19 protein-coding genes and 3 pseudogenes are annotated in these 18,690 nt (G+C 70.3%); 5 read left to right on the forward strand and 17 right to left on the reverse strand.

Annotated features, from left to right (window positions below):
- Positions 1 to 3: 3 nt before the first annotated feature.
- From AC5DRG_RS04235 to AC5DRG_RS04255, 5 genes and pseudogenes are all read right to left on the reverse strand, one after another.
- The gene (locus AC5DRG_RS04235; protein ID WP_491808139.1) at positions 4 to 669 is read right to left on the reverse strand and encodes a class I SAM-dependent methyltransferase; all 666 of its coding nucleotides are present in this window, start codon (positions 667 to 669) and stop codon (positions 4 to 6) included.
- A gap of 353 nt (positions 670 to 1,022) precedes the next feature.
- A complete protein-coding gene (locus AC5DRG_RS04240) occupies positions 1,023 to 1,169 on the reverse strand; it encodes a hypothetical protein (RefSeq protein WP_491808141.1) in 147 nt (48 codons plus the stop codon).
- Positions 1,170 to 1,196: 27 nt separating this feature from the next.
- A complete protein-coding gene (locus AC5DRG_RS04245; RefSeq protein ID WP_491808144.1) occupies positions 1,197 to 1,556 on the reverse strand; it encodes an ArsR/SmtB family transcription factor in 360 nt (119 codons plus the stop codon).
- Positions 1,557 to 1,763: 207 nt separating this feature from the next.
- A complete protein-coding gene (locus tag AC5DRG_RS04250) occupies positions 1,764 to 2,138 on the reverse strand; it encodes a hypothetical protein (RefSeq protein WP_491808146.1) in 375 nt (124 codons plus the stop codon).
- A 216-nt stretch (positions 2,139 to 2,354) separates the two neighbouring features.
- A pseudogene (locus tag AC5DRG_RS04255) lies at positions 2,355 to 2,653 on the reverse strand (ATP-binding protein); the annotation flags it as partial.
- A gap of 252 nt (positions 2,654 to 2,905) precedes the next feature.
- Here AC5DRG_RS04255 and AC5DRG_RS04260 point away from each other — a divergent pair.
- Both AC5DRG_RS04260 and AC5DRG_RS04265 read left to right on the forward strand, forming a co-directional pair.
- Positions 2,906 to 3,121, forward strand: a pseudogene (locus AC5DRG_RS04260) (IS5/IS1182 family transposase); the annotation flags it as partial.
- 1 nt (position 3,122) lies between these two features.
- Positions 3,123 to 3,755 (forward strand): transposase, encoded by a 633-nt coding sequence (locus AC5DRG_RS04265; protein WP_491808147.1) that lies wholly within the window; start codon positions 3,123 to 3,125, stop codon positions 3,753 to 3,755.
- Here AC5DRG_RS04265 and AC5DRG_RS04270 read toward each other — a convergent pair.
- From AC5DRG_RS04270 to AC5DRG_RS04305, 8 genes are read right to left on the reverse strand one after another with little or no spacing between them, the layout of a single operon-like run.
- Positions 3,718 to 5,187, reverse strand: coding sequence for an aldehyde dehydrogenase family protein (locus AC5DRG_RS04270; protein WP_491808149.1), 1,470 nt, complete (start codon positions 5,185 to 5,187; stop codon positions 3,718 to 3,720). The genes AC5DRG_RS04265 and AC5DRG_RS04270 overlap by 38 nt on opposite strands.
- Before the next feature lie 45 nt (positions 5,188 to 5,232).
- The gene (locus tag AC5DRG_RS04275) at positions 5,233 to 6,018 is read right to left on the reverse strand and encodes an SDR family NAD(P)-dependent oxidoreductase (protein WP_491808151.1); all 786 of its coding nucleotides are present in this window, start codon (positions 6,016 to 6,018) and stop codon (positions 5,233 to 5,235) included.
- An 11-nt stretch (positions 6,019 to 6,029) separates the two neighbouring features.
- Entirely contained in the window at positions 6,030 to 6,878 is an 849-nt protein-coding gene (locus AC5DRG_RS04280; RefSeq protein ID WP_491808153.1) for a fumarylacetoacetate hydrolase family protein, read from the reverse strand.
- Entirely contained in the window at positions 6,875 to 7,747 is an 873-nt protein-coding gene (locus AC5DRG_RS04285; protein ID WP_491808155.1) for a fumarylacetoacetate hydrolase family protein, read from the reverse strand. The genes AC5DRG_RS04280 and AC5DRG_RS04285 overlap by 4 nt, the downstream gene beginning before the upstream one ends.
- Positions 7,744 to 8,373 carry a carboxymuconolactone decarboxylase family protein gene (locus AC5DRG_RS04290; RefSeq protein WP_491808157.1) on the reverse strand — a complete coding sequence of 210 codons (630 nt, stop codon included), beginning with the start codon at positions 8,371 to 8,373 and terminating at the stop codon, positions 7,744 to 7,746. The genes AC5DRG_RS04285 and AC5DRG_RS04290 overlap by 4 nt, the downstream gene beginning before the upstream one ends.
- Positions 8,374 to 8,401: 28 nt before the next feature.
- Positions 8,402 to 9,160, reverse strand: a complete 759-nt coding sequence (locus AC5DRG_RS04295) for an SDR family NAD(P)-dependent oxidoreductase (RefSeq protein WP_491808159.1) — start codon at positions 9,158 to 9,160, stop codon at positions 8,402 to 8,404.
- Positions 9,157 to 9,798: an MBL fold metallo-hydrolase gene (locus AC5DRG_RS04300; protein WP_491808161.1), complete on the reverse strand. Its 642-nt coding sequence runs from the start codon at positions 9,796 to 9,798 to the stop codon at positions 9,157 to 9,159. Before AC5DRG_RS04300 ends, AC5DRG_RS04295 begins: the two co-directional genes overlap by 4 nt.
- Before the next feature lie 8 nt (positions 9,799 to 9,806).
- The gene (locus tag AC5DRG_RS04305) at positions 9,807 to 11,342 is read right to left on the reverse strand and encodes a carotenoid oxygenase family protein (RefSeq protein WP_491808163.1); all 1,536 of its coding nucleotides are present in this window, start codon (positions 11,340 to 11,342) and stop codon (positions 9,807 to 9,809) included.
- A gap of 194 nt (positions 11,343 to 11,536) precedes the next feature.
- On the opposite strand from AC5DRG_RS04305, the gene AC5DRG_RS04310 reads away from it, so the two are divergent.
- The 3 genes from AC5DRG_RS04310 to AC5DRG_RS04320 all read left to right on the forward strand — a co-directional run bounded on the left by AC5DRG_RS04310 (position 11,537) and on the right by AC5DRG_RS04320 (position 14,866).
- Positions 11,537 to 12,481 (forward strand): LysR family transcriptional regulator, encoded by a 945-nt coding sequence (locus AC5DRG_RS04310; protein ID WP_491808165.1) that lies wholly within the window; start codon positions 11,537 to 11,539, stop codon positions 12,479 to 12,481.
- Positions 12,482 to 12,827: 346 nt separating this feature from the next.
- The gene (locus AC5DRG_RS04315; protein ID WP_491808166.1) at positions 12,828 to 14,126 is read left to right on the forward strand and encodes an MFS transporter; all 1,299 of its coding nucleotides are present in this window, start codon (positions 12,828 to 12,830) and stop codon (positions 14,124 to 14,126) included.
- Entirely contained in the window at positions 14,120 to 14,866 is a 747-nt protein-coding gene (locus AC5DRG_RS04320) for an EthD domain-containing protein (protein WP_491808168.1), read from the forward strand. Before AC5DRG_RS04315 ends, AC5DRG_RS04320 begins: the two co-directional genes overlap by 7 nt.
- Before the next feature lie 251 nt (positions 14,867 to 15,117).
- Here AC5DRG_RS04320 and catA read toward each other — a convergent pair whose 3' ends face one another.
- The 4 genes and pseudogenes from catA to AC5DRG_RS04340 all read right to left on the reverse strand — a co-directional run bounded on the left by catA (position 15,118) and on the right by AC5DRG_RS04340 (position 18,665).
- Entirely contained in the window at positions 15,118 to 15,969 is an 852-nt protein-coding gene (gene catA, locus AC5DRG_RS04325; RefSeq protein ID WP_491808170.1) for a catechol 1,2-dioxygenase, read from the reverse strand.
- Positions 15,970 to 15,986: 17 nt separating this feature from the next.
- Positions 15,987 to 16,972: pseudogene (locus AC5DRG_RS04330) on the reverse strand (enolase C-terminal domain-like protein); the annotation flags it as partial.
- Positions 16,969 to 18,153: an amidase gene (locus AC5DRG_RS04335; protein ID WP_491808172.1), complete on the reverse strand. Its 1,185-nt coding sequence runs from the start codon at positions 18,151 to 18,153 to the stop codon at positions 16,969 to 16,971. The gene AC5DRG_RS04335 and the pseudogene AC5DRG_RS04330, both read right to left, overlap by 4 nt.
- Positions 18,150 to 18,665 carry a flavin reductase gene (locus AC5DRG_RS04340; protein ID WP_491808173.1) on the reverse strand — a complete coding sequence of 172 codons (516 nt, stop codon included), beginning with the start codon at positions 18,663 to 18,665 and terminating at the stop codon, positions 18,150 to 18,152. The genes AC5DRG_RS04335 and AC5DRG_RS04340 overlap by 4 nt, the downstream gene beginning before the upstream one ends.
- Between the last annotated feature and the right edge of the window lie 25 nt (positions 18,666 to 18,690).

Raw genomic sequence — 18,690 nt, forward strand, 5'->3', positions numbered from 1 at the left:
TGGTCATCGCGGCACGGTCTGGGTGACCCGCCACAGTCGCCGTGGCAGACCGCCCTCCTCGAAGGCGTGGATCTCCTGAAGGATCCAGCCCTCGGCAAGGTGGTCGACCAGGGCACGGGGGAAGAAGTGGACGGCGAAGCCGCCGTGCTCCCAGATGTCGTCGCCGTGCCCCGTACCGGCCCGGTAGTGCGCGTCGCCGGTGTGCCGGACCGTGTAGACGAAATCGCCGCCCGGTCGCAGCACCCGGCGGACTTCGGCGACCAGGGCGTGGATCTCCTGGGTGGAGAGCGCCATGCACAGCAGCATGTGGGCGAACGCGGCGTCCACCGAGGCATCCGGGACCAGGAGCGGCCGACGGACATCCTGCACCTGAGTGGTGACCCGATCGGCGACGCCTTGAGCCTGGGCGACCTCGCGCAACTGCTCCAGGCCGACCGGGCTGAAATCGGTGGCAAGCACGGTGAAGCCTTGGCGGGCGAAGAACAGGGCATCGCGGCCGTGCCCGGCGCCCAGCTCCAGAACGTCACGGGCGCCGGCGGCCCGGAACACCCCGGCGGCGTGGACGGCCGGCTCGGACGGCTCCTCGCCGTACATGCCGGGGTGCTCGCCGTAGGTCTGCTGCCAGTGCTCTCGCTGCGTTTCGGCCAGCTCCCGCTCGTGCTCCGACATGCCGCCGCCCTTCTCACCCACCGCCCGCGCCGGCGGTGGAATCCGTATCTGCCCAGCAGGCGAGGTTGCCCTCCATCCCCATGATCGCTCGTACGGCGGGCGGAAAGCACTGGTCAGCAGTCGGATACGTGCGCCCCGTCGCTGCCCTGCCTGCTGATCGGCCGCGATGAGGCGAAGCGGCTGGCAGCCATGCCGAAGGCCATCGCGAACCCGACCCGGCTGCAGCTGTTCGTCTCATCGAACGTGCCCCAAGGGCGAGGCGTGCATGTGCGACCTGACCGAATGCCTCGGCCTGCGCCGCATGGCTCATCGCGGCCACCATCCGGCACCTACGGGTGCCGGAAGTCCTCAGATCAGGCACTGAAATCGTCGCGCGGAACCTTTTCCCCGGCGGCCGTGCGTTCGCTGACGTCGCGGACGGTGGCGGAGACGAGGAGGCCGTCGCTGATCTCGACGGGGAACCTGCTGCCGTCCCGCGACATGTGCGGCCGAGCGGTCATTCCCTCGTCCCGCGCTCGTCCCGGACGTCACCGAGGTGTGGGCAGCGGTTGCGAAGGGGCGTCGGCCTGCTGGAGCTCGGCGAGGATCTGGTTCTGTCCGGTGAGGAGTTCGGTGAGGATACGGCGTGCGGCACGCAGCAGTTCGGCGACGTCACCGCCGGCGAGCGCGTAGCGGACGGTGGAGCCCTCCCGCATGGACACGACGATGCCGGAGCGGCGTAGGACGGCTAGTTGCTGCGACAGGCTGGACGGCTCGATCTCGATGTCGGCGAGCAGGTCCCGTACCGACACCGGCCCGTGCTGGAGGAGCTCCAGCACCCTGATGCGCACGGGATGCCCGAGCATACGGAAGAAGTCTGCCTTGACCTGGTAGAGAGGGGCCTGCATGGACGCTCGCTCCTTGCCGGGTGGGTGGGAATGCGGCTGCCGGGGTGTGGCGGCACCCGAGGGCGCCGCCACACCGCAGGCCGCCCTCGGAAGTCGATCCTTCACGCCCCGGGCCTTGCACGACCGCACGTTGTGACCATGCTGATGTGGTGACTTGAAGAAGTCTTCACATCCGGGGCAGGCGTAGTCCCCGCGTTCTCGGCCGAGCTAGATCTCGATCGCCCCCTCGACACGCTTGAGTTGATGACGGGCCATGGCCAGGTTCGAGCGGGCCTTGTCGAGTACGAGGTACAGGAACAGGCCGTTGCCGTTGCGGCCGGTGATCAGGCGGATCAGGTGGTACTGGCTGTCCAGCGTGATCAGGATGTCCTCGATCTGGCCCTTGAGGCCCAACTGCTCCATGGTGCGCACCTTGGCCCGGATGACATCCGTGTTGCCGGCCGCAGCGACAGTCAGGTCCAGGCTCTTGCTGCCGCCCAGCGTGCCCAGCGCCATCCCGCTGGTGTAGTCGACGACCGCGGCCCCCAACGACCCCTCGATGCCGGCCATCATCTCCTTCAGCGACACTTCCACACTCGCCACAGCGCCTCCCTTTGTGTTCCATTGACTGCGGCGGTCCGGAGTTGCGGACCACCTCGACGTCCGGACCGTACGCACGCGGCCCTCACCCGCGGAGAATCTCTTTGAGACTGACTCTTGACGATCGAACAACGGCCCGACGGGACCTGTTGATGAGCCAGAACTGGCCCGACTGGTACGGAAGTTGACGCCCGGTCCAGCGCGAGCAGCAAACCGGGATCAGCCGGCCGGCTTCGCCCCGGGCGGGTCGCGGTCCAGCACTTCCCAGCGGTCGGTGAGCGCGTCGACGAGGGTCAGGCCTCGGCCGCCGTCGTCCAGCGGGCTCGCCGGCCGTACGGCGTCGGGGCCGGGCGGGAGGCGTTCGGCGCGGGTCTCGGTGATCTCGATACGGAGGGAGCGGGTCGGCAGGGAGAGCCGCAGCTCGAAGTCCCGGCCGGGCACGCGGCCGTGGGTCACCGCGTTCGCCGCCGGCTCAGCCACAACCGCCGCGGCCTGTCGGAGGCGTCCGTGCCGTGCGGGTCACGCGGGAACTCCTCCATCACGTGCTGGAGATCGCCGAACAGCGGAACGTAGAGATCCAGGTCATGCCCCTCGCCCGGGAGTCAACCGCTGGTTCGCATGCTGCGAAGGCCAATGTGGCGGGATGCTTGTAGCCGAGGCGAAAGAGATCAGCGACTCTACTGCGCAATTCCCTGCGGGGGTGAAGGGCGGGCGAGGAAAGATCGTCCGTGCGGTCGTTGTCCTGTCGTGCGGCCGTGGGGGTGGTGTGGATGTCGATGCGGCCGAAGGCCCTGGCGGAGATCCCGGAGCAGACCGCGGCGGTGGCCCGGGCGGCGTTCCCGAAGGGGAGTCTGGCGATACGGGTGCGGGACCGGCTCGCGGAGGTCTTCGCGGACGAGCCGTTCGCCGAGGGTCTGACCAACCGGCAGGCGGCGGCGATGACCGTGCCGACGATCGACTGGAAGTACGCACTGGGAGCCGAGCTGGATGCCCTCTGCCCGGGCCCGCGCCGAGCAGAGAACGGACACCTGGAAAACCAAGTACGCCCTGCGAGCTGGCGTCGAAGGCACCATCAACCAGGCCCTCGACATCACCGGCATACGCCGGGCCCGCTACCGCGGGCTACTGAAGGTCCGCCTTCAAGATACCTTCTCCGCCACCGCCCTCAACGTGATCAGACTCGACGCCCACTGGACCGGAAACGACCAACACCAGCCCGGGACCAGCCGCCTTGAACGCCTCGCATACCGGCTACGTCCACCTGGGCGGATCCCACAGGTGAGGCCGCCACGACCGCCTTTCTCGTCGCCGCCGGCGTCGCGCCACAGGTGGCTGCGCTCCGTGTGCGGGCCGTTCTGCATGAGTCGGTGGAGCGTCACCGACGGCGTTGACGACGCTCCGGCGGGTGTGCCGGTTTCTTCCCCGACACTGAGACCCGAGCAAGTGCGCCGGCTCTCAGACATCGGCGAAGCGATCAACGCGGCTCTGCAACGAGCGGACACCGCAGCCACCGATCCCGAGACACTGCCGTGGCTTCGCCGGTGGCCGCCGCCCCGATGTGGCCGACGGCTTCCCCGAGCGATCAGAAAGGGTAGTGCGGTTGCTCGGCGGAGAGGGTGACCCAGCGGATGTTGGAGAAGGCCTCGATGCCCCAGCGGCCGCCGAAGCGGCCGTATCCGGAGGCCGCGAAGCCGCCGAAGGGGGCCTGGGGTTCGTCCGCCACCGACTGATCGTTCACGTGCACGATGCCGGTGCGGATGCGGCGTGCCACCTTCAGGCCGTGGGTGGCGTTCTCGGTGAGGATGCCGCAGCTGAGGCCATGCTCGGTGTCGTTGGCCAGCGCCACGGCCTCGTCGTCGTCCCGGAAGGCAGTGATGGCGACGACGGGTCCGAAGGCTTCGGTGTGGTGCAGCGACGCGTCCTCGGGGACGTCGGTGAGGACGGTCGCCGGGTGCAGGGCTCCGTCCGGCGGACCGCCACCGGTGAGCACGCGCGCGCCCTTCCGTACCGCGTCCGTGACCAGGGCGGCGACCCGCCGGGCGGCGGCCTCGTCGACCAGCGGGCCGACGACGGTGGTGGGCTGGCCCGGGTCACCGCTCGGCAGTTCGGCGACCTTCGCGATGAACCGCCGGGTGAACTCGCCGACGATCGACGTGTGCACCAGAATGCGGTCGGCGCACATGCAGATCTGCCCGGCGTTCATGAAGGAAGCGAAAGCGGCGGCGTTCACGGCGTGGTCGAGGTCGGCGTCCGCCAGCACGATCACGGAGTTCTTGCCGCCGAGTTCGAGTACGGCCGGCTTGAGGTGCTGGGCGGCGAGGGTGCCGATGATCCGCCCGACGCCGGTCGAGCCGGTGAAGTTGACGGCACGTACGCGCGGGTCCGCGATCAGTGTCTGCGCGATCGCGGCGGCGTCCGCCTTGCCGTTGGTGATGACGTTGAGGACCCCGCCGGGCAGTCCGGCGTCGCGCAGCACGTCGGCGACGAACAGGCCACACGCGAGGGGCGCGTCCTCGCTGGCCTTGACCACGACGGTGTTGCCGGCCGCGAGCGCGGCGGCGACCGTGCGGGTGCCGAGGATGATCGGGGCGTTCCACGGCGCGAACGCCGCGACGACGCCGAGGGGTTCGCGAACGGCGAGGCTGAGCCCGCCCGGTTCCTGGGTGACCAGTACGTCCCCGCGCGGGGCGGTGATCGCGGCGGCGGCCTCGCGCAGCATGTTCGCGGCCAGGGCGACGTTGAACAGCGCCCATCCCCGGGTGCCGCCGGTTTCCCCGGCCATCAGCTCCACGGCCTGCTCGCCGCGCTGCTCCAGGAGGTCCGCCGCGTCCAGGAAGATCTTCCGTCGGGCGAACGGTGCGAGTGCGGCCCACCCGGCGAAGGCGGCGTCCGCCGCGTCCACCGCTGCCTGCACGTCCTCGGGTCCGGCGGCGGCGACCGTGGCGTACGGCTCACCGGTCCACGGGCTGAGGTCGGGCGTGGTCCGCCCCGAGGCGGCGGGAGTCTCCTTGCCGCCGATGAGGAGGTTCCGGTGAAGTGGAACGGGGTCCATGGGGTCATCTGCCTTTGTTCTCGGTCCGGTTGCTCGCGGGTCGGGTCAGGCGCCGATCATGTTGAAGCCGCCGTCAGCGTTGAGGTAGACGCCGGTCATGTGGGCGGCGTCGTCGGTGGCGAGGAAGAGGGCGGTGCCGGCGAGTTCGGCCGGGCCCGGGATACGGCCCAGCGGTGTCTTGGCGACCATGTCCTCGCGGCGACCGGACTTCCAGTCCGCACGGTTCAGGAGCGTGTCGGTCTCGATGAAGCCGGGCGCGAAGGTGTTGACCCGTACGACGGGCGCGAACGCCTGGGCGTAGGATTTGGTGATGCCGAGGATGCCGTACTTGGCGGCGGCGTACTGCGGGGCCCGCGCGCTGCCGCGGACGATCACGGTGGAGCCGATGTTGACGATGGCGCCGTGGCCCTGGTCCAGCATGCGGGAGCCGAATTCGTGGACGCAGAGCATGGTTCCCTTGATGTCCACGGCGAGCACGTGGTCGATGGACTCCTCGGTGAGGTCCCGCCAGGACATCTGATCGCCCGCGACATCCCCGACGTTGTTGACCAGCACGTCCAACCCGCCGAAGCGCTCGAAGACTTCACCCGCCATCCGGATCACCTCGGCGTGGACGGCGATGTCGGCCTGCACGGTGAACGCCTCACCGCCGACGTCTTTGATGCGGGCGACGGTCTTGTCGGCTCCGGCGGCGGAGCTGCGGTAGTGGACGGCGACCCGGGCGCCCTCCTGAGCGGCGCGGACGGCGATCTCGGCGCCGTAGCCGGTGCCGGCGCCGGTGACCAGGACGGTGCGGCCCTCGAATCGGTGGGGGATGCTCTGGTGTGCCATGCGGCGTCCTTTCAGGGGTGTACGGCGGTGAAGTGCTGGCGGATTTCGCCGATTCCCTGGATTCGGCTGACGAGTTCGTCGCCCTCGGTGAGGTAGCGGGGCGGGTTCATCCGGTTGCCGACTCCGGCCGGGGTGCCCGTGAAGATCAGGTCTCCGGGGAGGAGGGGCACCACGGCGGAGAGGCGGGCTATGAGCTCGGGGACCGGGAAGATCATGGACTTGGTGCGGTCCTGCTGGACGGTCTCGCCGTTGAGCAGTCCGGTGATCGCCAGGTCGTCGGGGTCGTCGAACTCGTCGGGGGTGACGAGGAACGGGCCTGTCGGCCCGAAGCCGGGGAAGGACTTGCCGAGGCTGAACTGGGCTGGTTTGCCCTGGAGTTGGGAGACGCGTTCCGACAGGTCCTGTCCGACGGTGAGCCCGGCGACGGTGTCCCAGGCCCGGCCGACCGGCACGCGGTGGGCGGGCCGGCCGATCACCGCGACGAGTTCGACCTCCCAGTCGACCTTGCCCACGGGCAGCCCGACCGTGGTGCGGGGGCCGGTGACGCACGTCGGGAACTTGGTGAACACCAACGGCTCGTATGGCGGGGTGTATCCGGCTTCGGCGACGTGCGGGGGGTAGTTGAGGGCGACGGCGAAGACCTGCCGTGGCCGGGGAACCGGGGCCTGGAGGGCATCCGAGTCCACCTCGATGTCGTACGCCTCGTCGGACAGGCCGGCGGCCCACTCGCGGACCCGCTGCCACTGCTCCAGCAGAGTCATCGGGTCGGTGGACAGCCGGCCCTTCGAGGCCCAGCCGACGTCCGCGGCCCGATCGCCGCGGACCAGGGCGGCACGGCCGCCGAGGACGGCGAGCCTCACCAGTCCACCTTCTGCGGTACGGGGGTCCCGTGGCCCTGCTCCCAGCTGACGATCGGGGTGCGCAGCACGCCCAGGCGCTCGACCTCGGCCTCGACGAGGTCGCCGGGCTTGAGGTACATGTCGGGGTCGCCGCTGAAGCCGGCGACGCCCTGGACGGTGCCGGTGGTGATCAGGTCGCCGGCGCTGTAGCCCTGCGGGGAGTGGTAGGCGACGATGTGCGGGATGGAGACCGACATGCGGTTGGTGTTGGACTTCTGCCGGACCACGCCGTTGACGCGCAGTTCCATGTCGAGGTTCTGCGGGTCGGGGATCTCGTCGGCGGTGACGATGTAGGGGCCGACGGGGCAGAAGGTGTCGATGGCCTTGCAGAAGGAGAAGACGCCGGACTCCATCTCGCGGCGCTGGATGTCGCGGGCGGTGATGTCGTTGAAGACGACGTAGCCGGCGATGTGGTCCGGGGCGTCGTCCACGCCGAAGAACTTGCCGGGCCTGCCGATGACGACGGCGATCTCCAGCTCGTAGTCCAGCTCGCTGGTGAGGTGTTCGGGGTAGATGACCGGCTCGTCGGGGCCGACGATCGCGTCGACGTTCTGGAAGAAGACGATGCCCTTGTGCATGGGGTGGGACCAGTCGACGTTCTTCGACTCGTCCTCGTGCTCACGGAAGTTGCCGGAGGTGTGGAAGAGCTTCTTCGGCACGATCGGCGCCCGCAGCCTCACGTCGTCGAGAGCGAGGCGCTCCCCCGTCTCCGTGACCCGGCCGTCGCGCTCGAAGTACTCGCGTGTCGAGCCGACCTCCAGGGGGAGGACGAGCCGTTCTTCCAGCTCCAGTCTGCCGACGCGTCCGTCGTCGAAGGTGATCAGCTTCATGGTGTACCGCTTTCAGGTTCGAGGTGCTGGTGAGTGTCGGTCAGGTGGTCTTCCGCGGAGGACACCCCTTCTCCCGCGAAGACGCGCAACTGGAGGGCGAGCAGGGAGTAGTAGCCGACCAGGGTGGTGAGTTCGAACAGACTTCGTTCTCCCCACGCCGCCACCGTGTCGTAGTACTCCTGGTCGCTCAGCCCACCGGCGCTGGTCAACGCGACGACCGCTCGCAGGGCGGCCTGCTCGGCCGGGTCCGGGAGGTCGGGCAGTCCGCCGGCGCGCAGTGTGTCCAGCTCTGGTTCGGTGAGGCCGCACATCCGGCCCACCGCCTCGTGGGCCTCCCGCTCGAAGGCACTCCCCCACTCGGCGGCGACCACCAGGATGGCCATCTCCCGCACACGGTCGGTCAGGACCGACTCGTAGCGCACCGCCGCCCCGACCGCTTGGACGGCGAGCCCGAGGGGCGGGCTGAGCAGCATGGCGTTGAACGGGCCACGGAGTCGCCCCTCTTCGTCGGTGAGGGCGAACACCTGCGGTCCGGCCGCTCGCGGGCCCCCGGTGACGACCCGGTAGACCTCGGTCTGCTGCTCGTCCAGCTCACCGGGCAGCAGTCCGGCAAGGCGTGCGGTCATCCTCGACTCCTTTCAGCGGGACAGGGGGTCAGACGAGCGTGCGGCCGCCGTCCACGTAGAGCACCTGACCGGTCACGAAGGACGCGCGGGCCGAGGTGAGGAACAGCACCGCGCCGACCACGTCCTGCGGTGTGCCCAGGCGCCCGGCGGGGACCAGGCTGGTCATCTCCTCGCGCATTCCGGGCTTGTCCAGGTACGCGCGGGTCAGCTCGGTCTCCGTGTAGCCCGGGGCCACGGCGTTCACGGTGACGCCGTCGGCGGCCCATTCGCGGGCCATCACCTTCACGAGTTGGTCCAGGCCGCCCTTCGAGGCCGCGTACGGGGCGTGGTGGCGGTGCGCGAGCCGGGAGGAGACGGAGGAGAAGAACACCATGCTGCCGTGGCCGGCCTCGCGCATCAGCCGGCCCGCGGCGCGCCCGGTCCAGAAGGCGCTGGACAGATTCAAGGTCACGATGCGATCCCACACACCGTCCGGTGTGTCCACCACGGGGCGGCGGTCGTTCGTCCCCACGGCGTGCACCAGCACGTCCAGACCACCCAGTTCGCGGGCCGCCGCCGTGACCGCACGCTCACACTCGTCGGACGAGGTCAGGTCCGCGGTGAGGGTCCGCAGGTCAGCGGCCGCGAGGGCCGGATCGTCGCGCAGGGCCTTGAGCCGGGTCTCGTCCGCGTCGACGACCACCAGACGCGCTCCGGTCTCCGCCAGAGCCCGGGCGCACGCGGTGCCCAGTCCTCCGGCACCGATGACGAGCGCGCCGCGCTCCTCGAACCCCAGCCATCTGCTCATGTGAGTTCTCTTCCGGCTCCGGCCGCCACCCGCAGGTAGTCAGTCGCGGAGCCTCGAAGGCCTGCGATGAGCAGGCCGTCCACCAGAGCGTTTCCGCCCTCACTGAGACCGCTGTCGTGGATGGACAGAGCACGCCGGGGTTTGATCTCGCGGACGTAGTCGATGACTTCGCCGGTCTTCGACCACGGCCCGTGCACCGGGACCAGGAGCGTGTCCACCGAGCGTGTGGGAACGGTGAACGCGTCGCCCGGGTGGAAGACCGCCCCGTCCACCAGGAAGCCGACGTTGGTGACCCGCGGCAGGTCGGGGTGGGTCGGCGCATGCAGTTCTCCGTGCGCCTCGACGCCGATGCCCTCGATGTCGAAGGCGTCCCCGTCACCGACCACGGTGACCCGCCCGCCGAGCCCGTCGAGCCGGGCCGCCACGGAGCGGTCTGCCCAGATCCGCAGGGCGGGGTTCGCCTCGGCCGCCGCGCGCAGCACGGGTTCGGCGAAATGGTCCACGTGTTCGTGCGTCACGAGCACCGCATCGGCGCCCTGGAGCGCTCGAGGGTCGGAGTGGACGCCGGGATCGATGACGATGGCGACGCCGTCCCGCTCCAGCCGGATGCAGGCGTGGCCGCACCTGGTGAGCCGCATCGACCCGCTCACTTCCGCAGCTCGCTGTCGGGCACCCAGGTGCCGTGGAAGCCGTACCGGAGCCGGAAGGGAATCTTCACGGTGGCGATGGGGCCGGCGGCGATGTCGAGGGCGTCGAGAATGACCAGGTCGTGCCGGTTCTGGTCGCGTCGGCCGATCAGGGCGAGCAGATAGCCCTCGCCCTCGCCGGCGTCCGCCGACTTCGGTACGAACACCGGCTCCTCGGGCGCGGCATGCTCGCCGGGGGCCCAGAAGGTCGTCGCGCCGGTGTGATCGTCGCGGTGGATGAGGGAGTTGAAGGGCGGGCCCATGGGGCCGACGTCGCACTTCGGCACGTCGGGGTGCATCCCGCCGACCCATGCGTGCCGGTTCTTCTCCATCAGGATCCGGGGGTCGACCCGGGGCATGTCGCCGGGCGAGTCGAGGAGCTGCTCGCTGCGGTAGGTGTCGATGGTGTCGTCCCAGTGGGCGGCGCCCTGGGTGAGGTCGAAGGTCCAGCGGTGCAGGAACGGGGGCTTCTCGGGCAGCGGACCGACGGTCGTGATCGGGAACTGGGAGAACCAGCCGGACTTGGTGGTGAAGTGGTCGGCGACCAGGGTGTCGCCGTCCGTCCAGGCGTTCAACGAGTGCGTTTCCATGAGCTGTTCGCTGCGGTACCACTTGATGCCGCTCACGCCCTGCTCGCGGGGGATGACCGCGACGTAGGTCTCCTGGTTCGGGTCCCAGACGAAGTACTGGGCCTCCCTCTTCAGTTGCTCCGGGTCGGCGACCATGGGCGAGATGGTGAAGACGAAGTGGTCCCGGGTGACCAGCCAGTCGTGCACCATCGAGGAGTACGGGACCTCGAAGGTCTGGGAGCGGGTGACCTTGCCGGAGGCGGAGATCTCGTGGATGTGGATCTGCTTGTCCGGCAGGCCGCTGGCGTTGTACGCGAAGGCGATCAGTTCGCCGGTGCGCGGGTCGTGCTTCGGGTGGGCGGTGAAGGTTCGCCCGGGGATCTGGCCCGAGAAGTCGTAGATGCCCTTCGTCTCCAGCGTCACCGGGTCCAGTTCGTACGGGAGGGCCGCCTCCTTGAGCGCGAGCAGCTTGCCGGCGTGCCAGACGATCGAGGTGTTGGCGTTGCCGTCGTCGATGCCGAGGACGGACGGATCGTCCGTGTACGGGTTGCGGTAGGCCCCGAACAGGGCCTGGCGCGCCCGGCGTTCGAGCTCGAACCGCTTGGTGCGGACGTACTTGGTCTTCAGATCGGCGTGGCCGTTCTCGAACCGCACCATATGGATCATGCCGTCGCCGTTGATGTAGACGTCGTTCGCGAACCGCGGCGGGTACTGGGTGTCCGCGGCGGCGCGGTAGAAGGCGCCGGACAGCTCGGCGGGTATGCGGCCCTCGATCTCGAGGTCGTAGACGTCCGCCTCGATCCGCGACGGGGCGAAGAACCCCCGGAACTTGGGCGTGTCCGGGAACCCCATGGTCTCCGGAGGCGGCTGGGTACCGACGGGCTGCTGCCCGGGCGTCCCGCCTGACTGCGTCGTTGCAGTGGCCATGGCTCTCTCCCCTTTGGCAAGGTTGGATCAAGCGAAGAATGTGATCGATGCCCATCGGCGGCAGCACGCTGCCGCGAGATCGGGCCCCGAAAAACGTGATGGAACCGAGCTGAACAGCTCGTTCTGGCCATGATGTCCCCGGCGTATCTTTGGCGTCCAACACTGAAACACGCACGAAATGATCGGAGACTGCGATGGATCTGCGACAGATGGAGTACGCGGTGGCCATCGCCGACGAGCTCAACTTCACCCGGGCCGCGGCGCGCTGCCGCATCGGGCAGTCCGGGCTCAGTCACCAGATCACCCAGCTGGAGCGTGAAGTCGGAGCCCAGCTGTTCGAACGCACGAGTCGCAGCGTCCGGCTGACCCAGGCCGGACAGACCTTCGTCGCCTGTGCACGGCGGGTACTCAGGACGGTGCAGGAGATGCACGCCGAGATCGCCTCCCTCGACGGGCCCGTACGGGGGCGGCTGCGCATCGGCTCGGTCACGCTCACGGCCGGCGACATCGACCAGCTCGGCCTGCTGAGGGACTATCAGGAGGCTTATCCCGCAGTCGAGGTCACCCTTTCCGACGCCGACGGGGTGGAGGCCGCCGCACAGCTCCTGACCGGTGAACTGGAGGTCGCCGTCGTCGCCCTGCACGCGCACCAGCTGCCCCCGGGCATCGCGTACCACCTGCTCCGCCTGGTTCCCCTCGTGGCTGTCGTGGGCCGTCAGCACCGCCTGCGCGGGACCGGTGTCACCGATCTGGGCAGGCTGGCCGATGAACGCTTCCTGGAATGCGGTCCGGACACCGGACTGCGTGTGCAGGTGGACGCCGCGTTCGACCGCGCGCGAGCACGCCGCCGGGGCGTCTGCGCGTTGCGCAGCGCGGGAGATCTCGCCTCGCTGGCGTTCGAGGGGATCGGGGTGACCGTCGTGCCCCGACCGGTGGCCGAGGCCATCGTCCCCGTCGACCACGCCGACTGCGTCCTGCGCCTCGACGACCCGCAGGCACTCCAGCCACTGGCCCTCGCCCACCGCGACCCGGCCCCGACCTCACCCGCGGCCCAGGCGTTCCTGCGCCTCGCACTCACCCGCCTGCCGGAGGGAACGCCTGGCCTGAAGGAGGCGACGACCGCGGCTGTGTCCGGGTAGCGGTGCCGGGGCCTTGCCGACGGTTTCCGGTGGCTCGGGCGTCCCGCTCACGGGGGTGGAGCCGCGCTCCAGCCCTACGGAATCCAAGACAGACATGATCCGCATCGTCGATCTCGATCGGCCCGAGGCTAGGCAGGCCCGGCCCGGTAGCCCATAGTCGTCTCAACCCGGCGCCGGAGCCGCACCACTCCCCGCTGCCGGGCCCGCGCAGGCCCCCGGCAAGCCGGACCTCCGCGACGCCACGGCAGTATCGGCGCCCACGCTCCGGCCCTGCCCCGCGCCCGGGGCGGCCTCACCAGGGGCCCGTGCCCTCTTCCCTCCCCACTACGCCAGGTGGAGTTCCCGCATGCCCGCACCCATGCCCGCATTCCCGTCCCCGCCACCCGCAGCCGTCGTGGACGGTCCGCCGGAACAGACCATGTCCGGTCCCGGCCACCGACTGCGCATCACCCTGCTCATGGCCGGCAGTTGTCTGCCCATCCTGGGCGCCGTCCTCATCGCCCCCGTCCTGCCGCAGATACACGACCACTTCGCCGACACGCCGGGCGTCGACGCGCTGGTCCCGATGGCCCTGACGATCCCCGCCCTCTCCCTGGCGGTGCTGGCCCCCTTCGCCGGCGTCATCGTCGACCGGCTCGGCCGCAAACGCCTGCTCGTCGTCGCCACCGTGCTCTACGCGGTCCTCGGCACCGCCCCGCTGTGGCTGGACTCCCTCGGCGCCATCGTCGCCAGCCGTGCCCTCGTCGGCGTCGTCGAAGCCGCCATCATGACCTGCTGCACCACGCTGATCGGCGACTACTACTCCGGCAGGCAACGCGACCGCTACCTCGCCATGCAGACGATGTGCGCCGCGATCTCCGCGACGGCCTTCTTCGCGCTGGGCGGCGCGGCTGGATCGGCGGGCTGGCGCACACCGTTCTGGGCCTACGCCGCGAGCCTGCTGCTCGCCCCCGCCATGGCCGCCTTCCTGCCCAAGCTCCGACCCGCCGACCCGGTCACCGGCCCCTCCCCCACCACGTCCCCGGAGCCTGCGAAGCGTTCCTTCCCCTGGCGGCCGCTGGCCGGGACGTGCGCTCTGACCGTCTTCGGCGCCGTCCTCTTCTACACCGTCCAGGTGGAGATGGCCTTCCTCCTCGACGACATGGGCGTGGCCGAGCCAGGCATGATCGGGCTGGCCATCGCCGCCGCCAGCATCGCGACCGTGATCGGCGCCGCTGTCTTCACCAAGTCCGGCCGCAGCCCCGCCGCCTGGCTGCCCACCGTCTTCGCCCTGTGCGCCCTCGGCTTCGCTGTGATCTGGCTCGCACCCAACCCTGTCGTACTGACCATCGGTGCCGTGATCAACGGCGTAGGCGGCGGCATCATGCTGCCGAGCCTGCTCACCCTCGCCATGTCCAAGCTCGACTACGCCGACCGCGGCCGCGGCACCGGACTGTGGACGGGGTCCTTCTTCATCGGCCAGTTCATCTGCCCGCTCGTGGTCCTCGCGCTCACCTCCGCCGTCGGCAGCCTGGCGGGCGCCATGGGTGTGTTCGCCGTCGCCGGAGCGATCGGCGCCATCGGGCTCGGCCTCTCCGCCCGTCGGCGCCGGGCGGTGACCGTCCCGGAACCGATCGCCGCCTCTCGCGCTGGAGAAACATGCTGAACCTGATCGCCGCCATCCGCCGCAAGCCCGGCATGACGCACCAGGCGTTCCTGCACTACCTGCAGCATGTGCACGGATCACTGGCCGCCGCGAACCCTCTCCACGTCCGACGCTACGTCCAGAACCACGTGTTCGACGCGTCCTTCGGCAGCGAGGAGGACCCGGCACACCTGACCGACTTCGGCCGCGACTCCGTCACCGAACTGCACTTCGAGAACATGGAGGCACTGGCCGCCACGATGGCCGACCCCTACACACGCGAGGTCATCGGCCCCGACGGCGTCCACTTCAACGACATGCCCAGCGCCCTGGCCCTGCTGGCCCGCCCATCGGTACTCATGCCCCCGCCGGCATTCGAGGAGGAGGGCCAGGTGAAGGTGCTCCACTTCCTCCGCGCGTCAGAAGGGCTGGACCTGGACGGCTTCGTCGAAAGGTGGCAGGCCGCCCACGAAAAGGCGCTGGCCGAGGACGAGCCGCAGGCTGGGGCGTTGCGCGGTTACGTCCAGCACCGGCAGGTCCCGAGAGCCGAGAAAGCGCTGCGTCACTTCGGCGGTCGGGACAAGCATGTGTACGAAGGGGTCGCAGCCCTGTACTACACCTCCGCGGACGAGGCGCTGACCCACTTCCCCTCCTACGAGCGGTCACTGCGGGAGCACTCCACCCAGGCCGACGGCTTCTACGACCCTTCCCGCTCGTTCGTCCTCTACAGCCGCGAGGTGACCGTTTTCGGAGGCGCCTGAGCGCCGTCGGCGTCTGCCCCAACCAGCGTCTGCACTGCGAGGGCCGGGTGTTCGTCCAGGGCAGGTGCACAGTGATCCTGCGCTGACCGTCCGGCACCGCCCTCCGCGTCAGTCGATCGCGGAGGGATGCCGGGCCAGCGACGTCACGGTGACGTCTGGTCGCCTCCCTGAACTCGGCGTCCAGGTCGGGCGGCAGGTTGACGGTCATCTGGACGGCGAACAGCACGGCGGCCTCCGGTCGGCGGTCGGGATCAGACGCTGGGGTCGAGGACGAAGTCGTACGTGGCCTCGTGCACGCCCCTGCCGTCCGGCCGTGGGTCGAGGACGAGTTCGGGCTTCACGGCGGAGGCCACGTCGTCCTGGATGTGGGCGCCGTCCTTGAAGTAGAGCTGCGTGGTGAGCGGTTGGTGCCCGGGGGCCGAGACCTTCAGGTGCAGGTGGGCCGGGCGCCAGGCGTGCCAGCCGGCGGCGGCGATGAGCCGGCCGCAGGAACCGTCGGTGGGGATCTGGTAGGGGGCGGGCTGGATGGTGGTCACCGCGAACTGGCCCTCGTCGTCGGTGACGACGCTGCCGCGCAGGTTCCACTCCGGGATGCCCGGCGCGAACTGCGCGTACAGCCCGTCGTCGGCCTGGCACATCTCCAGCAGGGCGCCGGCCAGCGGCTCGCCGGCCACGCCGGTGACCTGTCCCTGGAAGAGGAGCGGGGTGCCCGCCTCGCCGTCCCGCATCGGCAGGCTGCCGGCACTGGGCAGGACGGGAGCGCCGGGTACGTAGTACGGCCCCTCGATGGTGCCCTTGCTGCCCTCGCGGGCCGCGGTGGCGACCTCCTCGACGACGTGCTCGATCCACACGTCGAGGAAGAGCGGCCACTCTCCGTCCTGGCCCACGGAGATCAGCCAGGACTTGAGGGCGTTGTACTCCTCGTACGTCACGCGATGGCGACGGATGACGTCGTGCACGGCGGTGATCACCTCGGTGACCAGGGTGTTGACGCGCGCGGTGTCGGTGAGCGGCCCGGACGCGCCGGTCTTGTCGGCGAGAAAGCGTTCCGTGGCCGAGGCCCCTGATCCGGCGGCCGTGGCTTTGAGGGTGGTGTCGGACATGCGGTGCGGCTCCTTCGTAACGCGACGCCCAGCCCGGGCCGGTCACCGACGGCGAGTGTTCCGCCGGTGATCACCAGTGGTTCGGTGAGCAGGTCGTCGCTCATGTCGAGGAAGTTGGAGAGTTCGCCGGCCCGGCGGGAGGAGGAGGCGTGTGCGGCGCCGAAGGCGACGGTGCACACCGTGCCCAGCTGGCTGTCGATCTGGTTGCCCATCACGACCTCGGCGCCCAGCCCCTCGCACTGGAACAGCACGCGCTGGGAGTCGGTGAAGCCGGTGCGGGCCGTCTTGACGCTGATCGCGGTGGCGGCGCCGTCGAGCAGGGAGCGGGTCACCTCGGCGGGCGTGGTCGCGGACTCGTCCGCGACGAAGGGAATGCGGCTCTGGCCCACGAGCCAGCGCCGGCCGAGGACGTCGTCGGCCGGACACAGCTCCTCGGCGAGCGTCATACCGAGCTCGTCCAGTTCGCGCAGTGCGGCCGCGGCTTCCGAGGCGGTCCAGCCGCGGTTGCCGTCGACGTACAACTCGGTCTCGTCGCCGAGGGTTTCCCGCAGGGCCCGGCAGACGTCGAGGTCGAGTCGGGCGGGGCGGCGGCCGACCTTCACCTTGAACACCGTGATGCCGTACGTGTCCCGGATCCGCACGGCCTCGTCGGCCATCCGCCGCGGCGCGTCGAAGCCGAGCATGTGACTGACGCGCATCCGGTCGGTCCAGCCGCCGAGCAGCTCGGTGACGGGCCGGTCCAGGGCTTGCCCCACGATGTCCCAGAGCGCCATGTCGAGGGCCGACTTGGCGGCCGGATTGCCGACGGTGCGGTGCAGTAGGGCGTGGATCCGCTCGCGGGCGAGAAGGGGCGGGGCGGCGCGTCGGCCACCCCGGTCGGTCCTTCGTCGGTGTGCACGCGGACCAGGACGTGCTCGGCGGCGTGCACCTCGCCGCTCGCGAACTTCAAGGGCTTGGTGTAGGGGATCGCGTACGGGACGGTCTCGATCGCGGTGATCTTCACCGTACGGCCTCCTCGACTCGGCGGGCGATGCCGAGCAGGCGGCCCACGCGCGCGGGATGGCCGACGAGTTGGAGACCCAGCGGCATGCCATGTGGGTCCCGGTGGCCGGGGACGGTCACGACGGGCAGGCCGAGCAGCTGCCACGGACGGCTGAGGACCGGGGAGCCGGTGGCGTCCAGTCCGTGCGGGGCGGGGCCGGGGGCTGCCGGGCCGAGGATCACGTCGGCGCGGTCGAGGAGTTCGAGGACCCGGGTGCGGGCTTCGTGCCTGACGGCGAGCGCTGCCCGGTACACGTCCGCCGGGGTGTCGCGCCCGAGTGTCAGGAGGTCGTTGAGGTGGCGGCTCAGGTATTGGGGGTGTTCTGCCTCGGCCGCGAGGGAGCGGGCGGCCTCGTACGCCATGACCGTGGCGTGCGTCTCGGCGAGTTCGGGCGTACGGACCCGTCCTGCGAGTTCGTCCGTCGCCGCGCCGTCGGCGGCCAGGGCCCGGACGGTGCTGTGCAGCGCGTCGAGCATGGCCGGGTGGACGTCGGCCAGCTCGGTGCCGGGCCACACCAGCACCCGTACATCGGTGTCCGGGGCCTCGGTCCGCGTGCCGTCGACGGCCTCCACGGCCGCGGCCAGAGCGTCCACGTGCTCGGTGAGCAGTCCCGGTGAGTCCAGGGTCGGGCTGAGTCCGGTGATTCCGGTCGTCGGCCAGGCGCCGACCGGGGCGACATAGCCGGCGACGCCGCAGAAGGAGGCGGGCCGGGTCAGTGAACCCGCCGTCTGAGAACCCAGGGCGAGGGGCACCACGCCGGCCGCGACGACGGCGGCCGAGCCGCTGGAGGAACCGCCCGGTGTGTGGGCCCGGTTGTGCGGGTTGCGGGTGGGGCCGGGCTGGAAGTACGCGAACTCGGTCGTCACCGTCTTGCCGAGGGGCACGGCACCCGCCCCGCGCAGCCGGTCCACGAGCCAGGCGTCGTGCTCGGCGATCCGTCCGCGGCGCAGCGGGGAGCCGCACTCGGTGGGCAGCCCGGCCACGTCGATGATGTCCTTCACACCGAACGGCATGCCGTGCAGAGGCCCGTCCGGTGCTCGCAGCTCCGCGGCACGGGCGCCCTCGGCGTCCGCACGGACCCACGCGCGGATGTCCGGTTCAGTCCGCTCCAGGCGCCGTAGCGCTTCCTCGACAGCGGTCATGACCGGGTGCCCTCCGCGAGCAGGGGGGTGGCGTCGATCCGGTGGAAGGCACGGTTGAAGTAGACGAGGCTCTGGCCGCCGGGGCGGGTGCGGATCTGCTCGATGTCGACGAAGAGCACGCTGTGGGAGCCCATGGGGACCGTGTGCTTGATCGTGCCGACCGCTGTGACCAGGGCGTCCTTGAGGACGGGTACGTCCTGGGTGCGGTCCCAGACGTCCCAGGTGAAGCGTTCGGCCATGGGCACCTTCGTGGCACCCGCGAAGTGCAGGGCGAGCTCCTGCTGGTCGCCGCCGAGCACGTTGACGCACACCCGTCCGTTGGCGCGGAAGACATCGTGCATGGCGCTGCTCCGGTTGACGCAGACCAGCAGGGTGGGCGGGGCGTCGGTGACGGAGCAGACCGCGCTGACGGTGATGCCGCAGCGACCGTTCGGGCCGTCGGTGGTCAGGATGTTCACGGCTGCGGGGAGATGCGCCATCGCCTCGCGGAAGTCCGTCTGATCGGGGGTCACGGCGGTGCCGCTCCTCTCGTGGATC

Source organism: Streptomyces sp. JLBG701, from assembly GCF_058544905.1.